The 25,634-nt window shown below is 38.8% G+C and carries 25 protein-coding genes; 17 read left to right on the top strand and 8 right to left on the bottom strand.

Annotation, left to right across the window (positions count from 1 at the left end):
- The first annotated feature begins 93 nt into the window (after positions 1 to 93).
- From MK403_RS08165 to ffh, 3 genes are read left to right on the top strand one after another with little or no spacing between them, the layout of a single operon-like run.
- Complete coding sequence (locus tag MK403_RS08165) at positions 94 to 426, top strand: putative DNA-binding protein (RefSeq protein WP_000402066.1); 333 nt, start codon at positions 94 to 96, stop codon at positions 424 to 426.
- A 2-nt stretch (positions 427 to 428) separates the two neighbouring features.
- On the top strand, positions 429 to 644 hold the full coding sequence (locus tag MK403_RS08160; RefSeq protein WP_268709544.1) for a 2-oxoglutarate:acceptor oxidoreductase: 216 nt from the start codon (positions 429 to 431) through the stop codon (positions 642 to 644).
- Positions 645 to 661: 17 nt separating this feature from the next.
- Positions 662 to 2,233: a signal recognition particle protein gene (gene ffh, locus MK403_RS08155; RefSeq protein ID WP_000863610.1), complete on the top strand. Its 1,572-nt coding sequence runs from the start codon at positions 662 to 664 to the stop codon at positions 2,231 to 2,233.
- A gap of 83 nt (positions 2,234 to 2,316) precedes the next feature.
- Here the strand turns inward: ffh and MK403_RS08150 are convergent, their stop codons facing one another.
- Genes MK403_RS08150 through MK403_RS08135 form a run of 4 tightly spaced genes read right to left on the bottom strand, consistent with a single transcriptional unit; the run spans position 2,317 to position 6,838 of the window.
- Positions 2,317 to 3,315, bottom strand: coding sequence for a sensor histidine kinase (locus MK403_RS08150; RefSeq protein ID WP_268709543.1), 999 nt, complete (start codon positions 3,313 to 3,315; stop codon positions 2,317 to 2,319).
- Positions 3,299 to 3,988, bottom strand: coding sequence for a response regulator transcription factor (locus tag MK403_RS08145; RefSeq protein ID WP_173258467.1), 690 nt, complete (start codon positions 3,986 to 3,988; stop codon positions 3,299 to 3,301). The genes MK403_RS08150 and MK403_RS08145 overlap by 17 nt, the downstream gene beginning before the upstream one ends.
- A 32-nt stretch (positions 3,989 to 4,020) precedes the next feature.
- Positions 4,021 to 6,075, bottom strand: a complete 2,055-nt coding sequence (locus MK403_RS08140) for an FtsX-like permease family protein (protein WP_268709542.1) — start codon at positions 6,073 to 6,075, stop codon at positions 4,021 to 4,023.
- A complete protein-coding gene (locus tag MK403_RS08135) occupies positions 6,065 to 6,838 on the bottom strand; it encodes an ABC transporter ATP-binding protein (RefSeq protein ID WP_268709541.1) in 774 nt (257 codons plus the stop codon). The genes MK403_RS08140 and MK403_RS08135 overlap by 11 nt, the downstream gene beginning before the upstream one ends.
- A gap of 521 nt (positions 6,839 to 7,359) precedes the next feature.
- Between MK403_RS08135 and MK403_RS08130 the strand changes: the two genes are divergently transcribed.
- Positions 7,360 to 7,620 carry a hypothetical protein gene (locus MK403_RS08130; protein WP_268709540.1) on the top strand — a complete coding sequence of 87 codons (261 nt, stop codon included), beginning with the start codon at positions 7,360 to 7,362 and terminating at the stop codon, positions 7,618 to 7,620.
- Positions 7,621 to 7,707: 87 nt separating this feature from the next.
- Here the strand turns inward: MK403_RS08130 and MK403_RS08125 are convergent, their stop codons facing one another.
- The 3 genes from MK403_RS08125 to guaA form a co-directional block, all read right to left on the bottom strand.
- Entirely contained in the window at positions 7,708 to 8,865 is a 1,158-nt protein-coding gene (locus MK403_RS08125; RefSeq protein ID WP_268709539.1) for a hypothetical protein, read from the bottom strand.
- Between the two features lie 50 nt (positions 8,866 to 8,915).
- The gene (locus MK403_RS08120) at positions 8,916 to 10,931 is read right to left on the bottom strand and encodes a hypothetical protein (protein WP_268709538.1); all 2,016 of its coding nucleotides are present in this window, start codon (positions 10,929 to 10,931) and stop codon (positions 8,916 to 8,918) included.
- A gap of 220 nt (positions 10,932 to 11,151) precedes the next feature.
- The gene (gene guaA / locus MK403_RS08115; protein WP_268709537.1) at positions 11,152 to 12,714 is read right to left on the bottom strand and encodes a glutamine-hydrolyzing GMP synthase; all 1,563 of its coding nucleotides are present in this window, start codon (positions 12,712 to 12,714) and stop codon (positions 11,152 to 11,154) included.
- 140 nt (positions 12,715 to 12,854) lie between these two features.
- Between guaA and MK403_RS08110 the strand changes: the two genes are divergently transcribed.
- The 11 genes from MK403_RS08110 to MK403_RS08060 all read left to right on the top strand — a co-directional run bounded on the left by MK403_RS08110 (position 12,855) and on the right by MK403_RS08060 (position 21,970).
- A complete protein-coding gene (locus tag MK403_RS08110; protein ID WP_000936178.1) occupies positions 12,855 to 13,553 on the top strand; it encodes a GntR family transcriptional regulator in 699 nt (232 codons plus the stop codon).
- Positions 13,554 to 13,689: 136 nt separating this feature from the next.
- On the top strand, positions 13,690 to 14,976 hold the full coding sequence (locus MK403_RS08105; RefSeq protein WP_268709536.1) for a peptidase U32 family protein: 1,287 nt from the start codon (positions 13,690 to 13,692) through the stop codon (positions 14,974 to 14,976).
- A gap of 14 nt (positions 14,977 to 14,990) precedes the next feature.
- Complete coding sequence (locus tag MK403_RS08100) at positions 14,991 to 15,302, top strand: CHY zinc finger protein (protein WP_268709535.1); 312 nt, start codon at positions 14,991 to 14,993, stop codon at positions 15,300 to 15,302.
- A 233-nt stretch (positions 15,303 to 15,535) separates the two neighbouring features.
- A complete protein-coding gene (locus tag MK403_RS08095) occupies positions 15,536 to 15,736 on the top strand; it encodes a F0F1 ATP synthase subunit C (RefSeq protein WP_001054552.1) in 201 nt (66 codons plus the stop codon).
- 34 nt (positions 15,737 to 15,770) lie between these two features.
- Positions 15,771 to 16,484 (top strand): F0F1 ATP synthase subunit A, encoded by a 714-nt coding sequence (atpB, locus tag MK403_RS08090; protein ID WP_125399420.1) that lies wholly within the window; start codon positions 15,771 to 15,773, stop codon positions 16,482 to 16,484.
- A gap of 13 nt (positions 16,485 to 16,497) precedes the next feature.
- Positions 16,498 to 16,992, top strand: a complete 495-nt coding sequence (gene atpF, locus MK403_RS08085; RefSeq protein ID WP_000558545.1) for a F0F1 ATP synthase subunit B — start codon at positions 16,498 to 16,500, stop codon at positions 16,990 to 16,992.
- Positions 16,992 to 17,528, top strand: coding sequence for a F0F1 ATP synthase subunit delta (locus MK403_RS08080; RefSeq protein ID WP_268709534.1), 537 nt, complete (start codon positions 16,992 to 16,994; stop codon positions 17,526 to 17,528). The genes atpF and MK403_RS08080 overlap by 1 nt, the downstream gene beginning before the upstream one ends.
- Before the next feature lie 14 nt (positions 17,529 to 17,542).
- On the top strand, positions 17,543 to 19,048 hold the full coding sequence (gene atpA / locus MK403_RS08075) for a F0F1 ATP synthase subunit alpha (protein ID WP_268709533.1): 1,506 nt from the start codon (positions 17,543 to 17,545) through the stop codon (positions 19,046 to 19,048).
- Positions 19,049 to 19,063: 15 nt separating this feature from the next.
- Positions 19,064 to 19,942, top strand: coding sequence for a F0F1 ATP synthase subunit gamma (locus tag MK403_RS08070; protein ID WP_268709532.1), 879 nt, complete (start codon positions 19,064 to 19,066; stop codon positions 19,940 to 19,942).
- A 191-nt stretch (positions 19,943 to 20,133) separates the two neighbouring features.
- Positions 20,134 to 21,540: a F0F1 ATP synthase subunit beta gene (gene atpD, locus MK403_RS08065; protein WP_125395032.1), complete on the top strand. Its 1,407-nt coding sequence runs from the start codon at positions 20,134 to 20,136 to the stop codon at positions 21,538 to 21,540.
- A 10-nt stretch (positions 21,541 to 21,550) separates the two neighbouring features.
- Positions 21,551 to 21,970: a F0F1 ATP synthase subunit epsilon gene (locus MK403_RS08060; protein WP_000068036.1), complete on the top strand. Its 420-nt coding sequence runs from the start codon at positions 21,551 to 21,553 to the stop codon at positions 21,968 to 21,970.
- 36 nt (positions 21,971 to 22,006) lie between these two features.
- Here the strand turns inward: MK403_RS08060 and MK403_RS08055 are convergent, their stop codons facing one another.
- On the bottom strand, positions 22,007 to 23,020 hold the full coding sequence (locus MK403_RS08055; protein ID WP_268709531.1) for a lactonase family protein: 1,014 nt from the start codon (positions 23,018 to 23,020) through the stop codon (positions 22,007 to 22,009).
- Between the two features lie 143 nt (positions 23,021 to 23,163).
- On the opposite strand from MK403_RS08055, the gene MK403_RS08050 reads away from it, so the two are divergent.
- Entirely contained in the window at positions 23,164 to 24,327 is a 1,164-nt protein-coding gene (locus MK403_RS08050; protein ID WP_268709530.1) for an AI-2E family transporter, read from the top strand.
- Positions 24,317 to 25,546 carry a tetratricopeptide repeat protein gene (locus MK403_RS08045; protein ID WP_268709529.1) on the top strand — a complete coding sequence of 410 codons (1,230 nt, stop codon included), beginning with the start codon at positions 24,317 to 24,319 and terminating at the stop codon, positions 25,544 to 25,546. The genes MK403_RS08050 and MK403_RS08045 overlap by 11 nt, the downstream gene beginning before the upstream one ends.
- Positions 25,547 to 25,634 lie beyond the last annotated feature (88 nt).

Here is a 25,634-nt window from a genome sequence, read left to right as displayed (position 1 = left end):
AACCACCCGTTAGACAGGTGGTTATGATTCTATTTTTTTTAAGAAGGCTTTCTAGTATAGCGATATGATAGATTTTTTGGTATAATAAAAGTTATGGAAATCGAAAAAACCAATCGCATGAATGCGCTTTTTGAATTTTATGCTGCGCTTTTGACAGATAAGCAGATGAATTATATTGAACTCTACTATGCAGATGATTACAGTCTTGCTGAGATTGCTGAAGAGTTCGGTGTTAGTCGTCAAGCTGTTTACGACAATATCAAGCGGACAGAAAAGATTTTGGAAGACTATGAGATGAAATTACACATGTACTCAGACTACATTGTCCGCAGTCAGATTTTTGACCAGATCTTGGAGCGTTATCCCAAGGATGACTTTCTACAGGAGCAGATAGAAATTTTAACAAGTATTGACAATCGGGAGTAATCATGGGCAGTCTAGTTATTTATCAAGGATTACCTTGCAAACTATTAGCCGCAGAGGAATCATTTCCTACTCGACTACAGATTATCTCGCCCAATGATATCTCCAAAGCTATGAAAATAGGTTTTAGCTGTTGGGGATATCCAAATGAAATCATGAAAGAAATCACACCCGAAGAACTTGAGTGTTTGCAACATTTCGGACGATTTCCACTGAATTGAGTAAATAGGAGAAAAAAATGGCATTTGAAAGTTTAACAGAACGTTTACAGAACGTCTTTAAAAATCTACGTAAAAAAGGAAAAATCTCTGAGGCGGATGTCCAAGAAGCGACTAAAGAGATTCGTCTGGCCTTGCTTGAAGCCGACGTTGCTTTGCCTGTTGTAAAGGACTTTATCAAGAAGGTTCGTGAACGTGCAGTCGGACACGAGGTCATTGATACCCTCAATCCTGCCCAACAGATTATTAAAATCGTTGATGAGGAACTGACAGCTGTTTTAGGTTCTGATACGGCAGAGATTATCAAGTCACCTAAGATTCCTACGATTATCATGATGGTCGGTTTGCAGGGGGCTGGTAAAACAACCTTTGCTGGTAAGCTAGCCAACAAACTCAAGAAGGAAGAAAATGCTCGTCCTTTGATGATTGCGGCGGATATCTATCGTCCAGCAGCCATCGATCAGTTGAAAACACTTGGACAGCAGATAGATGTGCCTGTTTTCGCTCTTGGTACTGAAGTTCCAGCGGTTGAGATTGTTCGTCAAGGTTTGGAGCAAGCACAAGCCAATCACAACGACTATGTCTTGATTGATACGGCAGGACGTTTGCAGATTGACGAACTCTTGATGAATGAGCTTCGTGACGTAAAAGCCTTGGCTCAACCAAACGAAATTCTGCTCGTCGTTGATGCTATGATTGGTCAAGAAGCGGCCAATGTTGCCCGTGAGTTTAATGCTCAGTTAGAAGTGACTGGGGTTATCCTTACCAAGATTGATGGGGATACACGTGGAGGTGCGGCCCTATCGGTTCGTCACATCACTGGTAAACCAATCAAGTTCACTGGTACGGGTGAAAAGATTACAGATATTGAAACCTTCCACCCAGACCGTATGTCAAGCCGTATCCTCGGCATGGGGGATATGCTTACTCTTATTGAGAAAGCTTCTCAAGAATACGATGAGCAAAAAGCCCTTGAAATGGCTGAGAAGATGCGTGAGAACACCTTTGATTTCAATGATTTCATCGATCAGTTGGATCAGGTGCAAAACATGGGGCCAATGGAAGATTTGCTCAAGATGATTCCAGGTATGGCTAACAATCCTGCCCTTCAAAATATGAAGGTGGATGAGCGCCAGATTGCGCGCAAACGTGCCATTGTATCTTCTATGACACCTGAAGAACGTGAAAATCCTGATTTGTTAAATCCAAGTCGTCGTCGTCGTATTGCTGCTGGATCTGGAAATACTTTTATCGAAGTGAATAAATTCATCAAAGACTTTAACCAGGCCAAACAGCTCATGCAAGGTGTCATGTCTGGCGATATGAACAAGATGATGAAGCAGATGGGAATCAATCCAAATAACCTCCCTAAGAATATGCCAAATATGGGAGGCATGGATATGTCTGCCCTTGAAGGCATGATGGGGCAAGGTGGTATGCCTGACTTGTCAGCTCTTGGAGGAGCAGGAATGCCAGATATGAGCCAGATGTTCGGTGGCGGACTTAAAGGTAAAATTGGTGAATTTGCCATGAAACAGTCTATGAAACGCATGGCGAATAAAATGAAAAAAGCTAAGAAGAAACGCAAATAAAAAAGGAAAGCAGAAGTGCTTTCCTTTTTTATATAAAATATGTACTTTCTATGATTAGGCAATTTTCTTAATCGAAAAATTGATTAAATAGAAAGAGAGATTTCAAATCCTTGCAGCCATTCGGATTTTACTGTGATGTCGATTTTTAAAGCATCTGCTAATTGTTTGACCAGATAGAGACCCATGCCTGTCGATTTTTTCCTTGTCTCACCTGAATCACCTGTAAATCCTTTTTCAAAGATATGAGGGAGGTCGCAAGCTTTAACTCCGCAACCATTATCCCTAATAATCAGACTTGTACGTCCCTTATTCTTTGACATAGAAATACTGAGTTCGGGCTTGTCAGAGCTGTATTTAAGGGCGTTGGCGAGGATTTGGGAGAGGATAAATTCAAAACTGCGTTGATCGGTGTAGCAGGTTCCTTGTATATTTTCTAGCTGAATCGTAAAATTCTTTTCTTTGAGTAAGGGATCAAAATTTTCCAATAGATCTTGGATACATTCTTCTAGATCAAGATCTTCAAATAGAAAATCATTTTTCTCACTTTTCACCCTGTAGTAGAATAGGATCTGCGATACATTTCCTTGGATTTGATTCTTCACATAGTCCAACTTAAAAGCTGTATCCTCAGGCAACTGGTCACTTTGATTGTCCAAAAGGAGGGAAAGAAGCGATAGAGGGAGTTTAATCTCATGCGCCCATTTTTCAACATAGTCCTCGTACTCGGCTAGTAATGAGTTGAGTTTTCCTATTTCAGCCTGCTTTTGATAAAGTGTATCTGCCATTTGTTCAATGCTTTCTTTCTCTGAGGAACTTGATAAATGCAATAATTCAAGTTCAGTATCCGTCTTGGGATTGGCTATGAAGGCTTTATAGGTAGCGGATTTTTTTCTTTCTTTTCTTATCAGTAGGAGTGATAGGATGAAAAAGAGCAGGACGGTGGCTAAAATATAGAGAAGAATGAGGGCTTGAAACATTCTCACATCTGAAAGCCAAAGCAGGACAGCTGTAAATAGATCAAATGCTAAGAGAACAAGTAACCAAGGCAGGTAAGTAGCTAGATATTTAAGATTCTGTTTCATCTGGACTTACCTCTTCTAGCTTGTAACCAATACCTCTGACGGATTTGACTTGAAGGGCAATGCCAGCCTGTTTCATCACCTTTTTCAGCCTTGCAATGTTTACTTGTAGGGCATTTTCATCGATGAACTCAGTTGTATTCCACAGTTTCATGCTCAATTCTTCTTTTGTGACGACAGAATCAGTTGCCACTAATAAGGTTTCTAACAATTTCCCTTGATTTTGAGGGAGTAAAATCGAATGTCCATTGATATAAAGGGTATAGGTATTTCTATCCAGCAGGAAATTATCTTTTTCAAGTAGATTTTGTCTGCCTTCATAGCGTTTCAAGATGTTTTCTATACGAGCCAAGAATCTTTCTTTCTTGAAAGGTTTTGTTAAGTACTCGTCAGCCCCTAATTTTAGGGCGTAAATCTCATCTTTTAGTTGTTCACGGGAGGTGAGAACCAATATGGGCACAGAGCGTTTGGACTTGAGATTTTTACAAATTTGAAAACCTGTTTCTCCCGGCAAATTCAAATCCAGTATGATTAGATCCGTATCGTATTGCAGCACTTGCTGGCTTGTATCTTTGAAGTCTGTCAACTTATCAACTTGATACCCCGCTTTCTCTAACAAGATGACAATTTCATCTCGAATCAAGGCTTCATCTTCAATAACCAGAATATGCTTCATATTGGTTCCTCCTTTTCTTAATTTATTCTACCTTATTCATCTCTTTTGGGTTCCATTAAGGACAACAAGTACTTATTGCTATTTTTCTTTACAATTCTGATATAGATGACTTCAAAGCCTGCTAAGAGCAGTACTATCAGCATGGCTGTGATAAATTTTTGCCCCATGACCATTCTTGCACTGGCTGGTACTATTCCTGTGAGGAGGGAGCCCACTCCGAAGCTACTACTGATAAGTGCAAGGGCTATTGGCAGACCGAAATACCAATTGATTTGCTTTTCTGACGATTTACAAAGAGTTTCATAGCTGGCTCCGAGATGGATTAAGGTTTGGTATCGTCTGTAGGATTGTCTTTGTCCCATCAAAAATTGAACGCCAATGATTGTATTTGCCACAACAAGGAAGATGATAGCTAGATAGATAGTGATATAGCTGGCAGAGATAATGTAAAATAGTTGTCTTCCCATATTTTGTATATAGCTTTCATAGCCAAGAGAGGCTTGATTTAGCTTTTCATTGGTATCTGAGATAGCTCTCATCAGACCTTTTTCTTTGACTAGCTCAGGAGCCAAGATACCGCTGACATAGTTCGAGTAGTGACCGTCTGTATAGTTCATAAAGACTTCATCTGGGACTATGAGGGCAACAGAGAGGGTGATTTCACGATCCGTTACAATCGGTAAAGACTCCACCTCTCCAATCAATTTTACATCATTTTCCATGACTTTGATTTGAGGCTTCGTCTTCAGAACAGAGTTGACGAGATTCTCATCCGGGAGAAAATCTTTCCCCATATACAAGTAGGCTTCCTTGCTAGTTAATTCTAGAGGAGGGAGATTGGCAGCCTTTCTAAGTTCATTGTATTCGGAAACTGGTATGAGGTGAGAAGTAGTAGACTGTTTAAATTTATGGAGCAAAATTTCCTTGTTCTTGCTGCCTTTTTGCTTTTTCAACTCCTTGATGACCTCTTCGAAGGACACGGACTCGTGTTCTTTAGGCATGCCCACTTTGATTTGCAGAATCTTTGAAAACTGTGATGCTAGACCAGCAGCTTCAAGCTCTTTTTTTACTGTATTTACATCAAGATTTTCATCTGTTTCCTGCTTGTTGTCTCTAAATGTATAATCCAATACGTGGATTTGATTGCCTGAATTGCCACTTGCAATAGCAACGCCTGCTCCAAAGAGGCACAAGGCAGAAAAGATTAAGAGGGAGCAGATAGCCAGTATAGTTGAGCGCTGGATAACTAATTCCTGAATCTGTCTAAAATTATAGGCATGAAGTTTTCGATTGCTTCCAAGCTTGACCAAAAAGTCTATAAATAAACGCATACCAAAGAAGAGGAGGATAGTTCCTAGAGTCCCCAAGAAAACAGTGATGCCCATGGTTATGACACTTTTCCAAGCTCGTCCACTCATACCCATGTAATAGGCTGTTCCTAGAAGCAAAATCCCGAGGACAGAAGCAAGAAGGTACACACCCTTTGGGAGTAGTTTCTTCATCCCAGAAGGAGAATAGGATAGCAGGTTTCCGATTTCCATATTGGCCGTCTTTGCACTTAAAAGGACAAAAACAGCTAATTTTACGGCTAGGAAGCCGATGACTGTATAGAGTAGAGCTGTGGTAGATAGAGAAAATTGATGTTCAATAATCCCTAGTCCCACAATTTTAGCGGTTATTAGGCTGATTAGTTCTGAAATCAAGATAGAAATTGGAAGGCCTATTCCGAGAGCAAGGACACTGTTTCTCAAATCCTCGAGCAGGAGTAGCAAGAACAGTCTGCTTCTTCGCATTCCCAGTGTGAGATAGACACCAAATTCATGTTTTCTTCTGTCCATCTGCATACTGCTTGCAAAGTAGACTAGAAAAAAGAGAATAAAGAGCGTTGCAACATAAAGAATGGGAATCATGCTAAAGAGTTTATCTACAGCATGACTCTCTATTTGTTTTAGAAATACCATCACATCTTGATGAGATAAAGAAAGGATGATGTAAAAGGAGATGATAGAAAGAACCATGGAACTGAAGTACAAACCATTATTCTTTCGATCTCTCTTGCTATTTCTTGAAACTAATTTAGAAAACATTGCCATCACCTCCAGCCAGTGCAGCCATGACCTTTAGTATTCTGTGGTAAAAGTCTTCTTGACTCTCTCTTGGATAATCGCGTCGAATTTCATGGAATAGTTTTCCGTCTTGGATAAACAAGATGCGGTTGCAAAAGCTAGCTGCAACTGAATCGTGGGTCACCATGAGAATGGTGGTTTCTTCAACTTGATTCATTTCGGATAATTTTTGCATTAAAATAGTTGCATTTTTTGAATCCAAAGCCCCTGTGGGCTCATCCGCAAATACAATCTTAGGGTCTAAAATCAAGGCGCGCGCAGCAGCTACCCTTTGCCGTTGACCACCTGATAATTGAGATGGGAACTTATCCAGAAGTTCAGAAATATCAAGATATTGGGAAAGCAATTCTAACCGAACCTTGCTTTCGTTGGCATCGACCTTGTGCAAAGACAAGGGGAGTAAAATATTTTCTTTGGCTGTCAGATTGTCCAAAAGCTCAAAATTCTGAAAGAGGTAGCCAATTTCCTTGCCACGATAATCAGCTAACTGACTACCTTTTAATTGACCTAAATCCTTTTCTTGCATTTGAATGGAGCCGTCAGTTGGCTTGATGATAGTAGCGAGACAGTTAAGAAGGGTTGTTTTTCCAGATCCACTGCTCCCCATAATCCCTAAGAACTCACCTTTGACAACTTGAAAAGATATACCGTTCAAGGCCTTGGTGATATTCGACTCTTTTCCATAATGCTTTTTTAATGATTCTACTCGTAAAATTGTTTCCATGTGAAATACCTCCATCTTTTGTTACTTTCATTATAATATGAATCAGAGTAGAATAACACTTACGGATGATGTAAGAAATCTTTATCATTAGGTTATTGGAGCTATACTTACTATATTATAGCATGGTTTCAAGGATTTAAAAAGAGGAGTTGAGAGTCGAGAAATTTTCCTAATATTGAAATTATAAAAAATAATACCACTGTAGTCCATGCTCCAGCAGTATTATTTTTTATTTTATAGGAAACTCTACTCCCACTCAATTGAGACTGGTATATCCCTATCCCTTGTAAATCAAGGGTTTAGAAGGGTTATATACTTCAATGGGGGATTTTTCGGGGGGATTGATTTTTTCATATGTTGATTTCAATTAAATTTTACTCTTGTTTCTGATGCGGTTTGTATGGTAATTGCATTTGTAAGTAGTTGAGCTATCTCTTTATCAGCACCACTGTACAAGTACTAATGATAGTCAGCTATCAGGAACATATTCATACGAAAAAAGCGGTATTGATGGTTCTGAAATGGGATTCGAAGACGAAGAATTGACATTGCATTACGAACTAAAAGTAAGTGGTGATGAAAACATATTTAATATCAATCTCCTTTCAGAGAGAGGCAATAATGTGAAGTACCTCTATTCCGAGAAAGTAGCTATTGATACAGACAAACAGATTATCAGTGATAACAATGGTACTGAGCTGAAATATTCAGTTTCTGGAGATTCTGTAACAATGCCTGATTTAGCAGGAGATAGTGGTGAAACAGTAATATTAAGTAAATAGAATAAACCAAAAAATAGAGCTTGATATGTAATCTATCAGGCTCTATTCTTGTAAGTTTGTAAGTAATATTTTATATTAATCATCTAATTACAGTTTTTTTACATTTTTTATTAATATTTCTGTATTGTCAATTAAAAATTTCCCATCATTATTACTAATAAACTCATTGATATATTTAAGAATACAAACATAATGATTATAGTAAACGTTATATGTATTTACATCTAAACAGAAGTGAGTTAAAGCAAATTTAACATGGTCAGTTCGTTTAATATCGGTGAAATCTACGATTTTTGCTCTATTGGCATCAATTTTCTTTCCTAGAGCATATCTATTTGGAATTTCGTTATTATCACTATTATGAATGATACTATAGTCATTCATAATGGGTGTATTTACTTTAAAATTTTCAAAAAAATGTTCTCTATTAATAAAAAGATTATGGGATTTTAATTCCTTAATTAATTTAATAATGGGTACATACAGGTTTGTGTTAAACATATTAATAGAGGTGATTCTATCTAACTCGTTTGTTAATATTTTAATTTGCTCGTCATAGCTTGTAAATAAGTTAAAACCCAGCAATTCATGCGAAAGTTGTCTATTTATTTCTGTAGGAGTCATATTTAAAACATTAGTAATTGCTTCAAAAGAGCAGACAGTTTCACTTCCATATAAAACCTTTATAATTCTTGATATGATATTAATAAAGCATGAATAGATTTTTATACTATAAAAGTCACTAACTTCTTGGACTTGTTCTAAAGTATAGTAATTCTTATCAATTATTTGTTTAAATATATCAGCTAACTTTTTCCTTGTTTCGGAAATATTGGATGTTTCATAAGTTAGAATTCGTCTATTACGTAAATCGAAAGGTAGTTCTGAAACATCGCCAAAATCAGAATTGAACACACAAATAACTCTATCCCACCCTAGACACTTTACTGCATATCCTAATTCAAATAATACGTTAGGGTTAGGAGTTCTTTTACCATTTAAACTACTGTTTATAATTGATATATCTGCTATAAATAGGCCACACTTATCAATTTTGGTTAATATTGAATCAACAATATCTGGACTACCTAGAACACCTTTTGTATCTCTGTCAATTTCAGTGATAAGAGAGTACGGAGAATCTTGGTTCATTTTTTTCAATGCTAATTTTATAGAATTCTCAATTAAATTTCTATTTGTTTTATTCGGTAAGTCAGATTGCCATGAAAAGAATATTGTAGTCATAAAAAGCTCCGATAGTTAATCAGTAGAATATTATTTGTGAATGAATTTGGTTAGCAATAACTACGATGTTTGAGTTCCTCATTTATTTTGATAATATAGAAAATTAATATGAGCAGAATGAGATGATATTCATACTCATATTGCTGAATAGAATCATAAATAGGTACTCCATGCAAATACTTATTTCTGATTCCCCAGCTATTGTCATATGATTTGTTATTTAGGACAAAATTCAAATAATTAATTTCTTGAATTGAAAATAAGGTATCCGAAAATATTAACCATCCATTATCAAGCATCCTATCAGCACTGAGTTTTTCAGATTCAGATAAAGATATACTATTAACAGAGCCATATAAGAATATTTTTTCTAAAAGACTTATTTGGGACATATCTTTAAAAGATATAACACCTGTATCATTTTGGCAAATTCCAGCATCTATTAGTAGTTTTATGTAATCTATTTGATATTCATGAAAATTTGCATAACTCAAGCATTGTTGTGAAATTAATTCCTTAAAGTTGCTTCCTTTGTATTCCTCATTAATAAAATGAATAGGACTTTGGTCAGAGAATAATAAATTAACAATCTGTTGAATATTATTATCTGAATTATTCATTGAGAAGTATTTTCTTTTAGTAAAACTCTGCAAAGATTCAATTGAAGGAGTAGAAGTAATATTATATAAATTTACATCAATAAGCCCTTCTTCACTCAATAATTTGTATTGTTTTCTTAATGATTCTTCGATTCTAAAAAGTGTTGCTGTTTTATTTCCCGTTGTTTCTGAAATTGAAGGCACATCAAAATGTATCCAATCAATACCGTACTGATTAGTCAGGAAAATATCGAAAAACCAAGTAATGAAATCTTCAATTCTTAGACTGAATTTCTGTAGTATTTTTGATAAAGCAATCAGTTTCATCACGTATAGTTGATGCTTGACTGAGAAGTAAAAACCAAATTTATAGTGATTTCTAGTCGAAATGCCTAACGTTCTTTCAAGTACCCCCATCTCTAATTGAGGAAAGCTTGCTAATGCAAAAGTACCAACACTTGTGCTCAGTTCAAAGTCTTTACAAAAATAGTCTAATATATTTTGAAAATTATGTTTTTCAAAAAGTTTAGCACTATCTATAAAAGTTGATAATGTATATTCATATTGTTTTGGCCTAGCTCCACCTGTTGCGACTGCAATAGGATTATACAAACCTTTTTCAATTCCCTCAATATGAAGCTCCCTACTCTTTTTAATTGCGTAATAGTACGCTTCCTTCTTTGTATATACTCTAATATCAACTTGAATTCCAAAATCCTTATCATTAAAACTAGAATTAAATTCTTGAATTTTTTTGTCAATCAACAGTTTTTGTTTATCTGTAAGTTGAAAGTATCTATTCTTATCGAAACCTTTTATAGGGTTTCTTAAAATTTTTAAATAATTTATATTCACATCGGGGTCACAAATATATTTTTCAATTAAATCATTCCACTCTAAATTTGTGATATTACTTGGGATAACATTTTTACATGAATTTGAATCTACAAAATTATCGAGTAATATTTCAAGATGAGAGGGTGAACTCAGAAAAAATTGCTTAATGAAAGTAGGATACTTTTTTAGAAAATAGGTATTTTTTAAGAGATGACATAAATGTAGATTGGATTCTATAAAATATTGCACAAACTCTACTTCACTAATTTTTTGACCATAGTTAAATAATGTAAATATCTCAAAAAAGTCTTCACGATAGTTATATTCGCTTTGTAGAAGTTTTATGTTATTTAAAATCTCATCTTTCGGAGCAGAACCAAAATAATTATTTTGTAGTTGAATCATCGAAGGAAGAGATTTCTTTATTTCTTCAATATAGCTTAGCGACCAGTCAATTGAAAAAACCTCATTTTCTATGAATTTGATAATATTATAAAATTCAAGGGCTTCCAAAAAAGAATTTAGGCTATAAGAATTCGATAAATAAGCATCTAAAATTTCTTGAATTCTTGGAAAATAGAAACCGATAGATAAGTCATTTACATCATAAAATTTTACTCTAGAAATCATATATATTTTTTACATTTGAAAAATAAAATTACGTGCTATAAAAATACTTTGTACTTTTTATTATAAAAATCCCTCCAAAAATGTTGGTCAAAAAAATTTTTAACTAACTTTTCGGGGGGATTTAGGGGGGAATCAAACGAAGATACACCCTTTTTAGACTATTTTGTTCCTGCTAAACTGCTGTAGAATCGCTATTTTGAAGGTAAATCAAGCCTCTCCATCATTCCCACTCAACGGTTGCTGGTGGTTTACTTGTAATGTCGTAGACGATACGGTTAACGTGGTCTACTTCATTTACGATACGTACTGAGATCTTTTGAAGAACTTCCCATGGAATTTTGGCAAAATCAGCAGTCATACCATCGATAGAAGTAATGGCACGAATGGCAATCGTGTAGTCATACGTACGACCATCACCCATAACACCAACTGAACGAACGCCTGTGTTGACAGTGAAGTATTGCCAGATATCGCGGTCAAGACCAGCTTTAGCGATTTCTTCACGAAGAATAGCATCAGACTCACGAACAGTTTCTAGTTTCTCTTCAGTGATTTCACCCATGACACGGATAGCAAGCCCTGGTCCTGGGAATGGTTGGCGCCATACTATGTGGTCTGGCATGCCTAGCTCTGTACCGAGAGCACGAACTTCGTCCTTGTAAAGGGTATTCAATGGTTCGATCAGCTCAAACTGCATGTCCTCTGGAAGACCACCCACGTTGTGGTGTGATTTGATGGTTTGAGCAGTATCTGTACCAGACTCAATCACGTCAGTGTAAAGCGTTCCTTGAGCAAGGAATTTTACATCTTTTAGTTTGCTTGCTTCGTCATCAAAGACATAAACAAACTCATTACCGATAATTTTGCGCTTTTGCTCAGGATCAGAAACGCCAGCAAGTTTGTCAAGGAAGCGTTTTGCAGCGTCTGCTTTGACGATATTTAAACCAAACTTACCACCAAGCATGTCCATAACTTGATCAGCCTCTCCCTTACGGAGAAGACCGTGGTCTACAAAGATACAGATTAATTGATCACCGATTGCTTTTTGAAGAAGAACTCCAACAACAGAAGAGTCAACACCACCTGATAGACCGAGAAGAACACGCTTGTCGCCTACAGTTTCACGGATTTTCTTGATCTGCATATCGATGAAGTTGTCCATTGACCAGTCACCCTTAGCTTTACAGATGTTAAGGGCAAAGTTGCGAAGAATATCATTCCCATATACAGAATGGCGAACTTCTGGGTGGAATTGGATACCATAGATGTGCTTTTCTGGATTTTCAATGGCTGCATAAGGACAGTCAGCAGAAGTTCCTGTACGAATAAAGTCAGCAGGAATTTCTGTAACAGCATCGCCATGGCTCATCAAAACAATCTGTTCTTCAGGAGTCCCTTCAAAGAGGGCAGAAGTGGTATGAGTAAGGGGTGATTGACCATACTCGCGGTTGCCAGCATCACCTGCAGGAACAACTTTTCCTCCAAGTTTATGAGTTAAAAGTTGCATACCGTAGCAGATTCCCAAAATTGGAATGCCAAGTTCAAAAATTTCTGGGTCAATATCAAATGAACCATCTTCATATACAGAGTTTGGTCCACCAGAGAGGATAATTCCTACAGGGTCTATCGCACGAACCTCTGCAGCTGAGATTTTGTGACTTTTTAGCTCTGAAAAAACACCAATTTCACGAATGCGGCGTGAAATCAGCTGGTTGTATTGGCTACCATAGTCCAGCACGATGATTTTTTCGACATCTTGCAAATCAGTTGAAATGTTGCTCATCTTTTTCCTTTCTCAAAAGAAATATCTTTTCCAATATTCTATCACAAATAGGGGTGAATTACCAACTAAACAAGGCAAAGTTTGACTTTTTCTTAGCAAATACGGTACAATAGAGAAAATATAGAAAAGAAGTGAAAATCATGTTACCAGCTTATATGAAAATCCACGATCAGATCAAGAAGGATATAGATGAGCATCATTGGAAAATCGGAGAGAGACTTCCAAGTGAGCGAGATTTAGCGGAACAGTTTCAGGTTAGTCGGATGACCTTGCGACAAGCTATCTCTCTCTTGGTTGAGGAAGGAGTTTTGGAGCGTCGTGTAGGAAGTGGAACCTTTGTCTCTAGCACTCGTGTCCAAGAAAAAATGCGAGGAACAACCAGTTTTACAGAGATTGTCAAATCTCAGGGGAAAGTTCCTTCCAGTCAACTCATTTCTTATAGAAGAACCATTCCCAACGAGCAGGAAGTGGCTAAGCTAGGGATTACTCCAACAGAGAATATTATCCGCATGGAACGGGTGCGTTACGCTGACCAAGTTCCACTAGTCTATGAAGTCGCATCCATTCCTGAGAAATTTATTAAGGATTTCAAAAAAGAAGAAATCACCAGTCATTTCTTCCAAACCTTGCAGCAACATGGCTACCGGATTGGCAAATCCCAACAGACCATTTATGCGAGATTGGCTAAGGAAAAAATTGCTCACTATCTAGAAGTCGAAAAGGGGCATGCCATTTTAGCCTTGACTCAGGTCTCTTATCTTGAAGATGGGACGGCTTTCGAATATGTAAAGAGTCAATACGTGGGCGAACGCTTTGAATTTTATCTTGAAAATAACTAGTCTAGAAAGGCTAGTTTTTTGTTTTAGAAAAGATTAGAATTGTCAAAACAATCTGTCTAGGCTTGATTTTATCTATTATTTACTATAAAATGAGAAGGAAAAACGTCAAACTTTTATATTGCAAATAGGAGAAAAAATGACAAAAACATTAAAACGTCCTGAGGTTTTATCACCTGCAGGGACTTTAGAAAAGCTGAAAGTAGCTGTTCAATATGGTGCGGATGCTGTCTTTATCGGTGGGCAAGCTTATGGTCTTCGTAGCCGTGCAGGAAACTTCACCTTTGAACAGATGGAAGAAGGCGTGCAGTTCGCTGCCAAGTACGGTGCTAAGGTTTATGTGGCTGCTAACATGGTTATGCACGAAGGAAACGAAGCTGGTGCTGGAGAATGGTTCCGTAAGTTGCGTGACATCGGGATTGCGGCAGTTATCGTGTCAGATCCGGCCTTGATTATGATTGCAGCAACAGAAGCACCAGGTCTTGAAATCCACCTTTCAACCCAAGCCAGTGCCACTAACTATGAAACTCTAGAGTTCTGGAAAGAACTTGGTCTAACTCGCGTGGTTTTGGCCCGTGAAGTATCAATGGAAGAATTGGCAGAGATTCGCAAACGTACTGATGTTGAGATTGAGGCCTTTGTCCATGGAGCCATGTGTATTTCTTACTCAGGTCGCTGTACGCTATCAAACCACATGAGTATGCGAGATGCAAATCGTGGTGGTTGCTCTCAGTCTTGCCGTTGGAAATACGATCTTTACGATATGCCCTTTGGCCAAGAACGTAAGAGTCTTAAAGGTGAAATTCCAGAAGAATTTTCAATGTCAGCCGTTGACATGTCCATGATTGACCATATTCCAGATATGATCGAAAACGGTGTAGACAGTCTCAAGATTGAAGGTCGTATGAAGTCCATTCACTATGTTTCAACAGTAACAAACTGTTACAAGGCGGCTGTAGATGCTTATCTTGAAAGTCCTGAGAAGTTTGAAGCCATCAAGCAAGACTTGGTGGATGAGATGTGGAAGGTTGCCCAACGTGAATTGGCAACAGGATTCTACTATGGTACACCGACAGAAAATGAACAGTTGTTTGGTGCACGTCGTAAAATCCCTGAGTACAAGTTTGTCGCTGAAGTCGTTTCTTATGATGATTCGACTCAAACGGCAACCATTCGTCAACGAAATGTCATCAACGAAGGCGATCAAGTGGAGTTTTATGGACCAGGTTTCCGTCATTTTGAGACTTATATCGAAGATCTTCATGATGCCAAGGGTAATAAAATTGACCGCGCCCCAAATCCGATGGAACTCTTGACCATTAAGGTTCCACAACCTGTTCAAGCAGGGGACATGGTCCGCGCTCTCAAAGAAGGTCTCATTAACCTCTATAAGGAAGACGGAACAAGCGTTACAGTTCGTGCCTAGAGAAGGAAAAGTGAATGAATCAAGCACAAGGTTTGTTAGTTGATGATGAGAGTAGATGTATTCATTACCATGGCGAAAAGGACATCGTTTCCCTTCAGTGTTATGAGTGTAAGAAATACTATGCTTGCTATCAGTGTCATAATACTATAGAAACGCATGTATTTTCGCCCTATCCCTTGGCGCTTACTGAGGATCAACCGATTTTATGTGGGGTTTGTAAGAGGACAATGACTTTCCAAGAATACCAAAAACAGATGGCTTGTCCTTATTGTAGTGTCCCATTTAATCCAGGTTGCAAACAGCATCATTCATTTTATTTTAAATAGACAAAAATAGATCCAATTTTTTAAGCTTGGGTCTTTTATTTTGCTTCAGAAACCTTAGTAAAAATACGGAATTTCTTATGGAAACAGGTTAAAAATTTCTATACAATCGTACTAAAAATAGTAAAATTAGAAATAAATTATCTGAAACGCTTTCAACGTGAGTAAAAAGTTGACAAATCAAAATTTTAGGACTAAACTAAGTAAGTAAATTTTAAATAAAAGGAGAATTCATCATGAATTTAACATTTTTCGGTCTTTGTCTTGCCTGTATGGGTGTATCCCTTGCAGAAGGATTTTTGATGAACGGTTTGTTCAAATCAGCAGCTCGCCAACCAGACATCATTCCACAATTGCGTAGCTTGATGATCATGGGGATTGCCTTTATTGAAGGAACTTTCTTTGTAACTCTTGTCTTTTCATTTATCATCAAATAAAGAGAAGTATAAATTGGAAAAGGGAGGATTTTAGATGGAAGAAAGTATCAATCCAACCATCAATATTGGTCCTGTTACCTTTGATTTGACCTTGACAGTATTGACCTTGCTGTCAGTAGTCGTTATTTTTGGCTTTATCTATTGGGCAAGTCGGAATATGACCGTGAAACCCAATGGAAAGCAAAATGTACTGGAGTATCTCTATGACTTCGTAGTCGGATTTACAGAACCTAATGTAGGTTCACGGTACATGAAAGATTACTCACTCTTTTACTTGTGTTTATTTCTTTTTATGGTTATCGCAAACAATCTTGGTTTGATGGCTAAACTTCAAACTACAGATGGTACAAACCTTTGGACATCGCCAACTGCTAATCTTCAATTTGACTTGGCCTTGTCATTTGGAATTATCCTGATGACCCATATAGAAGGAATTCGTCGACGTGGTATTAAAAAGTATCTGAAAGGCTTTGTTACCCCAGGTTTTATGACACCGATGAATCTCCTTGAAGAAGTCACGAATTTCCTATCACTTGCTTTGCGGGTATTCGGAAATATCTTTGCCGGAGAAGTGATGGCTAGTTTGCTTATCACTCTTTCTCATCAGGCTCTTTATTGGTATCCAGTTGCATTTGTTACCAATCTAGTCTGGACGGCGTTTTCTGTGTTTATTTCCTGTGTTCAGGCTTATGTATTCACAGTCTTGTCTTCTATGTATCTAGGAAATAAAATTAATGATGAAGAGTAGAAAGGAGTAACAGATGCACGTAACAGTAGGTGAATTAATTGGTAACTTTATTTTAATCGCTGGCTCTTTTATCCTTTTGATTGTCTTAGTTAAGAAATATGCGTGGTCAAACTTGACAAGTGTCTTCGAAGAAAGAGCAAATAAAATTGCTGCTGATATTGATGGAGCTGAACAGGCTCGTCAAAAAGCAGAAACTCTTGCTCAAAAACGTGAAGATGAATTGGCTGGTAGTCGCAACGAAGCCAAAACAATCATTGAAAATGCTAAAGGGACTGCAGAGAAGAGTAAAGCAGATATTCTGGCAGATGCTAAATTAGAAGCAGGTCGCTTAAAAGAGAAGGCGAATCAAGAAATTGCTCAGAATAAAGCTGAGGCTTTGCAAAGTGTTAAGGGCGAGGTGGCAGATTTGACAATTAGTCTAGCTGCTAAAATCATCTCAAAAAACCTTGACAGTCATGCTCATAAGGAACTCATTGATCAGTATATCGATCAGCTAGGAGAAGCCTAATGGACAAGAAAACAGCAAAGGTAATTGAAAAATACAGCATGCCTTTTGTCCAATTAGTAATCGAAAAAGGAGAAGAAGATCAAATCTTTCCGGACTTGTCTCAAATCAAGCAAGTTGCAGAAGAAACAGACTTGCCTTCTTTTTTGGCTCAAGTGGCAGTAGATGAGTCAGATAAGGAAAAAACAGTGCGTTTTTTCCAAGACTCTGTGTCACCATTAATGCAAAACTTTATTCAAGTTCTGATTTACAATCACAGAGCAAATCTTTTTTATGATATTATTGTAGATTGTTTGAATCGACTTGAAAAAGAAACGAATCGATTTGAAGTAACGATTTCTTCAGCTCATCCTTTAACAAATGAACAGAAGGAACGCTTGATTCCGTTGATAGAGAAAAAAATGGCTCTGAAAGTTCGGAGTATCAAGGAACAATTCGATGAAAGTCTCATTGGAGGTTTTGTCATTTTTGCTAATCACAAGACAATTGATGTGAGTATTAAACAACAACTTCGAGTTGTTAAAGAAAATTTGAAATAGAAAGTGGTGTTCTTTTGGCAATTAACGCACAAGAAATCAGCGCTTTAATTAAGCAACAAATTGAAAATTTCAAACCCAATTTTGATGTGTCTGAAACAGGTGTTGTAACCTATATCGGGGACGGAATTGCGCGTGCTCACGGTCTTGAAAATGCCATGAGTGGAGAGCTGTTGATTTTTGAAAACGGCTCTTATGGGATGGCGCAAAACTTGGAGTCTACAGACGTTGGGATTATCATCCTTGGAGACTTTACAGATATTCGTGAAGGTGATACCATTCGCCGTACAGGTAAAATCATGGAAGTCCCTGTGGGTGATAGCCTGATCGGACGTGTTGTCGACCCACTTGGTCGTCCAGTTGATGGTCTTGGAGAAATCCATACTGACAAAACTCGTCCAGTAGAAGCGCCAGCTCCTGGCGTTATGCAACGTAAGTCTGTATCAGAACCATTGCAAACTGGTTTGAAAGCTATTGACGCCCTTGTACCGATTGGTCGTGGTCAACGTGAGTTGATTATTGGTGACCGTCAGACAGGGAAAACAACTATTGCAATTGATACTATCTTGAACCAAAAAGGGCAAGATATGATCTGTATCTATGTAGCGATTGGACAAAAAGAATCAACAGTTCGTACGCAAGTAGAAACACTTCGTCAGTACGGTGCCTTGGACTACACAATCGTTGTGACAGCCTCTGCTTCACAACCATCTCCATTGCTCTTCCTAGCTCCTTATGCTGGGGTGGCTATGGCAGAAGAATTTATGTACCAAGGCAAGCATGTTTTGATCGTTTATGATGATCTTTCAAAACAAGCGGTAGCTTATCGTGAACTTTCTCTCTTGCTTCGTCGTCCACCAGGTCGTGAAGCCTTCCCAGGGGATGTTTTCTACCTCCACAGCCGTTTGCTTGAGCGCTCAGCTAAAGTTTCTGATGAACTTGGTGGTGGTTCAATCACAGCCCTACCATTTATCGAAACGCAAGCAGGAGATATCTCTGCCTATATCGCAACCAACGTAATTTCAATTACAGATGGGCAAATCTTCCTTGGAGATGGTCTCTTTAATGCAGGGATTCGTCCAGCTATTGATGCGGGTTCATCTGTATCTCGTGTAGGTGGTTCCGCTCAAATCAAAGCCATGAAGAAAGTAGCTGGTACACTTCGTATCGACCTTGCTTCATACCGTGAGTTGGAAGCCTTCACTAAGTTCGGTTCGGATTTGGATGCAGCAACGCAGGCTAAGTTGAACCGCGGACGTCGTACGGTAGAAGTATTGAAACAACCAGTTCACAAGCCTTTGCCTGTTGAGAAACAAGTTACCATCCTGTATGCTTTGACACACGGATTCTTGGATGCAGTTCCAGTGAATGACATTGTTCGTTTTGAGGAAGAGTTCCATGATTTCTTTGATGCACAACATCCAGAGATTTTGGAAACCATTCGTGAAACAAAAGACTTGCCAGAAGAATCAGTCTTGGATGCTGCGATTACAGAGTTTCTCAATCAATCCAGCTTCCAATAAGAATAGAGGTGTCAGATGGCAGTATCTCTAAATGATATTAAAACAAAAATCGCCTCAACAAAAAATACTAGTCAAATCACTAATGCTATGCAAATGGTATCGGCTGCCAAGTTAGGTCGCTCTGAAGAAGCAGCGCGCAACTTCCAAATTTACGCTCAAAAGGTTCGTAAACTATTGACAGATATCCTTCATGGAAATGGAGCTGGTGGTTCAACCAATCCTATGTTGATTAGTCGTCCAGTCAAAAAGACAGGATATATTGTCATCACTTCAGACCGTGGCTTGGTTGGAGGTTATAATGTTTCCATCCTTAAAGCCGTTATGGAGTTGAAAGAAGAATACCATCCAGATGGTAAAGGTTTTGAGATCATCTGTATTGGTGGGATGGGAGCTGATTTCTTTAAGGCTCGTGGTATTCAGCCAATCTATGAACTACGCGGCTTGGCAGATCAACCTAGTTTTGATGAAGTTCGTAAAATTATTTCAAAAACGATTGAGATGTACCAAAACGAACTTTTTGATGAATTGTATGTCTGCTACAACCATCATGTTAATACTCTCACAAGTCAAATGCGTGTGGAACAAATGCTTCCGATTGTTGACTTGGATCCAAATGAAGCGGATGAAGAGTATAGCTTGACCTTTGAGTTGGAAACGAGCCGTGATGAGATTCTAGAGCAGTTGTTGCCACAGTATGCTGAAAGTATGATTTACGGGGCTATTATCGATGCCAAGACAGCTGAAAATGCTGCAGGTATGACAGCAATGCAAACGGCGACCGATAATGCCAAAAAGGTCATCAATGATTTGACAATCCAGTATAACCGTGCCAGACAGGCGGCGATTACACAAGAAATTACAGAAATCGTAGCGGGGGCTAGTGCTTTAGAATAGGCTCTAGTCCAGCTCGTATGAAAATGAACTTATACTCAATGAAAATCAAAGAGCAAACTAGGAAGCTAGCCGCAGGCTGTACTTGAGTACGGTAAGGCGACGCTGACGTGGTTTGAATTTGATTTTCGAAGAGTATTAGGACCTAGTTGAGCTAGGAACTGACAGTATCTTATATAGAATAGGAGAAGGAGATGAGTTCAGGTAAAATTGCTCAGGTTATCGGACCTGTTGTAGACGTTTTGTTTGCAGCTGGGGAACCACTTCCTGAGATTAACAATGCACTTGTCGTCTACAAAAATGACGAAAGAAAAACAAAAATCGTCCTTGAAGTAGCCTTGGAGTTGGGTGATGGTATGGTTCGTACTATCGCCATGGAATCAACAGATGGTTTGACTCGTGGAATGGAAGTTTTGGACACAGGCCGTCCAATCTCTGTGCCAGTAGGTAAAGAAACTTTGGGACGTGTCTTCAATGTTTTGGGAGATACCATTGACTTGGATGCTCCTTTCGCTGAAGACGCTGAGCGTCAGCCAATTCATAAGAAAGCTCCAACTTTTGATGAATTGTCTACCTCATCTGAAATCTTGGAAACTGGGATTAAGGTTATCGACCTTCTTGCCCCTTACCTTAAAGGGGGGAAAGTTGGACTCTTCGGTGGTGCCGGAGTTGGTAAAACCGTCTTGATCCAAGAATTGATTCACAATATTGCCCAAGAACACGGTGGTATTTCCGTATTTACTGGTGTTGGGGAACGTACTCGTGAGGGGAACGACCTCTACTGGGAAATGAAAGAATCTGGCGTTATCGAGAAAACAGCTATGGTATTTGGTCAGATGAATGAACCACCAGGAGCCCGTATGCGTGTTGCCCTTACTGGTTTGACAATCGCCGAATACTTCCGTGATGTAGAAGGTCAGGACGTTCTTCTCTTTATCGACAATATCTTCCGTTTCACTCAGGCTGGTTCGGAAGTATCTGCCCTTTTGGGTCGTATGCCTTCAGCCGTTGGTTACCAACCAACGCTTGCTACGGAAATGGGTCAATTGCAAGAACGTATCACATCAACTAAGAAAGGTTCTGTAACCTCTATCCAGGCTATCTATGTGCCAGCGGATGACTATACTGACCCTGCGCCAGCAACAGCCTTCGCTCACTTGGATTCAACGACTAACTTGGAGCGTAAATTGGTACAATTGGGGATTTATCCAGCCGTTGATCCGTTGGCTTCAAGCTCTCGTGCCTTGGCACCTGAGATTGTTGGAGAGGAGCACTATGCAGTTGCTGCTGAAGTCAAACGTGTCCTTCAACGTTACCACGAATTGCAAGATATCATTGCTATCCTTGGTATGGATGAGCTTTCTGATGAAGAAAAGACCTTGGTTGCACGTGCCCGTCGTATCCAATTCTTCTTGTCACAAAACTTCAACGTTGCGGAGCAATTTACTGGCCAACCTGGTTCTTATGTACCAGTAGCAGAAACAGTTCGTGGTTTCAAGGAAATCCTTGATGGTAAACATGACCACTTGCCAGAAGATGCCTTCCGTGGAGTTGGTTCAATTGAAGACGTCATTGCTAAGGCAGAGAAAATGGGATTTTAAGAGGTGATCTATGGCTCAGTTAACTGTCCAGATCGTGACACCAGATGGCCTCGTCTATGATCACCATGCCAGCTTTGTATCGGTACGAACTCTGGATGGTGAGATGGGGATCTTGCCACGACATGAAAATATGATTGCGGTTTTAGCGGTTGATGAAGTAAAGGTAAAACGAATCGATGATGATACTCATGTGAACTGGATTGCAGTGAACGGAGGGATTATCGAGATTGCCAATGACATCATTACCATCGTAGCAGACTCAGCAGAACGCGCTCGTGATATCGATATCAGTCGTGCAGAACGTGCGAAACTTCGCGCTGAACGTGAAATCGAAGAAGCTCAAGACAAGCACTTAATTGACCAAGAACGACGCGCTAAGATTGCTCTTCAACGTGCCATTAACCGTATCAATGTCGGAAATAAATTATAATCAAAAAATGAACTTGAAACTCAAGTTCATTTTTTTTTAATGTGGGAAGTTGATGCAAACTGCTTCAGGAACATGGAAGTCGTTAGAAAGCTCCGCAAGACGGCCAGTTTCAGGATTGCGCTTAAAGACGGTTGCATTATCAGAATCTTGGTGAACAGCAATGAGAAACTCTTGATCAGGAGTTAGGTCGAAATCACGTGGATTTTGTCCATGTGTTGGTACGATCTCTAATAATTCCAGACTGCCATCAGCGAGGATTGTATAGACGGCAATGGAATCATGACCTCGATTGGATGCATAAAGGTATTTACCATCTTTTGAAAGACGAATGGCTGCAGTAGCATTGAAATCCTCGTATCCATCTGGTAAGGTTGAAATGACTTGCATGCGTTCAAATTCACCAACCCCATCGTAAATCAAGACTTCAATGGTACTATTAAGTTCGCAAATGAGATAGGCAATCTTATAGTGATGGTGGAAAACGATGTGGCGAGCACCTGCCCCAGGCTGGCTGTGATAGGTAGAGAGTTTACTTAGTTTTCCTTCTGGGCTAACATCATAGGTCGTCACCTCGTCAGTACCTAGATCACATGTGACGAGATACTGATCAGGTGTTAGATCCGTAAAGTGTACATGTGGAGAAGTTTGGTTTTCATGAGGACCTTGTCCGCTATGCTGATCCAGATCCGTTTGGATGAGGCTACCATCCGTTTGACGCTTATAAACCAGAACTTGACCTTTATGATAATTGGCTCCGTAAACGAGACTACGCTTTTCATCCACTGCAATATAACAATGGGGAGCGCCTTCTTCAACCACATGATTTAACAAAGTACCATCTGTCTTGTAGGCAGCGATTCCACCCAAGTCATTCTGGCTTCCTACGGTGTATAAATGTTGTTGTTGGTCAAAGGCAAGGTAAGTCGGACTTGGTTCAGCGGCAAAGAGTTCAAGATTTGCAAGCTGGCCTGTTTCTGTATCAAAATCTGCCTTGTAAATCCCTTTAGATAAGCGACGAGTATAAGTTCCAAAATAAACAGTTTCTTTCATGTCCATACCTCTTAATAATGATAAGTTCATTATACCACAAAATGACAGTCTGGAAGTGTTCATTTAATCTATGTAAGCACTTTAATAAGAGTTATTTTAAATTAAAAATGGTATAATGAGAGAATGACAGAAAGGATGTATTTATGGAACATAAAGAGAAACATTTTAGCCTATCTTGGTTTTTTAAGTGGTTTTTAGATAATAAAGCCATCACTGTATTTTTAGTAACCTTGTTACTGGGGCTAAACATTTTTATTCTAAGTAAGATTAGTTTTATCTTTTTACCTGTTTTGGATTTTTTAGGGGTTGTCATGTTGCCAGTTATTTTATCTGGTTTACTTTACTATCTCCTCAATCCGATTGTTGACTGGATGGAGAAACACAAGATCAATCGCGTTCTTGCTATCAGTATAGTTTTTGTCATTATTGGACTTTTTATCATTTGGGGTCTGGCAGTCGCTATTCCAAATCTGCAACGCCAAGTCTTAAATTTTGCGAAGAATGTGCCGACTTATCTTAAGGATGCTGATATGGTTATCAATGACCTTGTAACCAAACGCTTGCCAGATGATTTTAGACCTCAGTTGGAGCAGGTTCTTGCAAATGTTTCTACAGAAGCAACGATATGGGCCAGCAAAATTTCTTCTCAAGCCGTCAACTGGGTCAGCGCCTTTATCAGTAGTGTTTCTCAGGTGATTGTAGCGGTCATTATCGTACCCTTTATGCTCTTCTATCTCTTGCGCGATGGAAAAGGTTTGCGAGATTATTTGACTAAGTTTATTCCAACGAAGTTAAAAGAACCTGCGGGTGAAGTCCTATCGGATGTCAATAAACAGTTGTCAAACTATGTTAGAGGACAGGTTACAGTTGCTATTATTGTAGCCATCATGTTTATTATTTTCTTTAAGATTATTGGTCTCAGATATGCTGTGACTCTTGGTATTACGGCTGGTATCCTCAATCTAGTACCTTACCTGGGTAGTTTCCTTGCCATGCTTCCTGCCCTTGTTTTAGGTTTAATCGCAGGACCTGTCATGCTCTTGAAAGTAGTCATTGTCTTTATCGTGGAACAAACGATTGAAGGACGCTTCGTATCGCCTCTTATTTTAGGTAGTCAGCTCAATATTCATCCCATCAATGTTCTCTTTGTTCTCCTAACTTCAGGATCTATGTTTGGTATTTGGGGAGTCTTACTGGGAATTCCAGTCTATGCCTCAGCTAAGGTGGTCATCTCTGCTTTCTTTAACTGGTATAAAAAAGTCAGCGGTCTGTATGAAGAAGGGGAGGAAATCAAGAGTGAACAATAGTCAACGCATGCTCCAGGCTTTGGATGAACAGGATTTAACCAAAGCGGATCAGTATTTTCATAAAGCCCTCGAAACGGATTCGACCGAAGTTCTCTACGAACTAGCTAGTTATCTTGAAGGAATCGGCTTTTATCCCCAAGCTAAGGAAATCTATCTAAACATCGTGTCAGAATTTCCAGAAGTGAATCTGAACTTAGCTAGCATTGCTAGCGAGGATGGCAATGTTGAGGAAGCTTTTGCTTACCTTGAGGCAATCACACCTGATAGTGATTGGTATGTATCGGCTTTGGCCTTGAAGGCTGACCTCTATCAGTTGGAAGGATTGACAGATGTAGCGCGTGAAAAGTTACTGGAAGCCCTAAAATACTCAGATGATCCCTTATTAGTTTTTGGTCTGGCTGAGTTGGATAGTGAGTTAGGAAATTATCAGGAAGCCATTCAGGGCTATGCTCAATTAGACAATCGCTCCATCTACGAGCAAACGGGTGTCTCAACCTATCAGCGAATCGGCTACGCTTATGCCCAGTTAGGCAAGTTTGAAGCTGCTACAGAATTCTTAGAAAAAGCTTTAGAACTAGAATACGATGACCAAATTGCCTTTGAACTGGCTAGTCTTTACTTTGACCAAGAAGAGTATCAAAAATCTGTTCTTTACTTTAAGCAGATTGATACCATTTCACCAGATTTTGAAGGATATGAGTATGGTTATAGTCAAGCTTTGCACAAGGAACATCAGATAGAAGAAGCTCTCCGTATCGCTAAACAAGGTTTGGAGAAAAATCCATTTGAAACTCGGCTCTTACTAGCTGCTTCTCAGTTTTCGTATGAATTGCATGATCCTAATAGCGCAGAGCAGTTTCTCCTTACTGCCAAAGAAGATGCAGAAGATACAGAAGAGATTCTTCTTCGTCTCGCAACCATTTATATGGAACAAGAGCGGTTTGAGGATATTATCGCTCTCCAAAGTCAAGAACCTGAAAACGCCCTGACCAAGTGGATGATTGCACGTTCTTACCAGGAAATCGAGGATTTAGATAAGGCATATGAGCTCTATCAAGAACTGTCATCTGACCTTAAGGATAATCCAGAGTTTCTGGAGCAATATACTTATCTCTTACGTGAATTGGGGTATTTTGAAGAAGCCAAGATGCAAGCAGAGGTATATTTAAAACTGATTCCAGATGATGTTCAGATGCAAGAACTGCTAGAAACACTTTAAAAATATCCTATAAAGCAAAACTGTATCTAGTCATTTTGATGGATACGGTTTTTTTATTTTCAAAAAGAAATAGAATTTTTTTACAATA

The organism is Streptococcus oralis, from assembly GCF_026782285.1.
GTDB classification, from domain to species: Bacteria; Bacillota; Bacilli; order Lactobacillales; family Streptococcaceae; genus Streptococcus; species Streptococcus oralis_CG.
The sequence above is the reverse complement of the archived record's forward strand: the minus strand, read 5'-3'. Positions and strand labels throughout refer to the sequence as shown.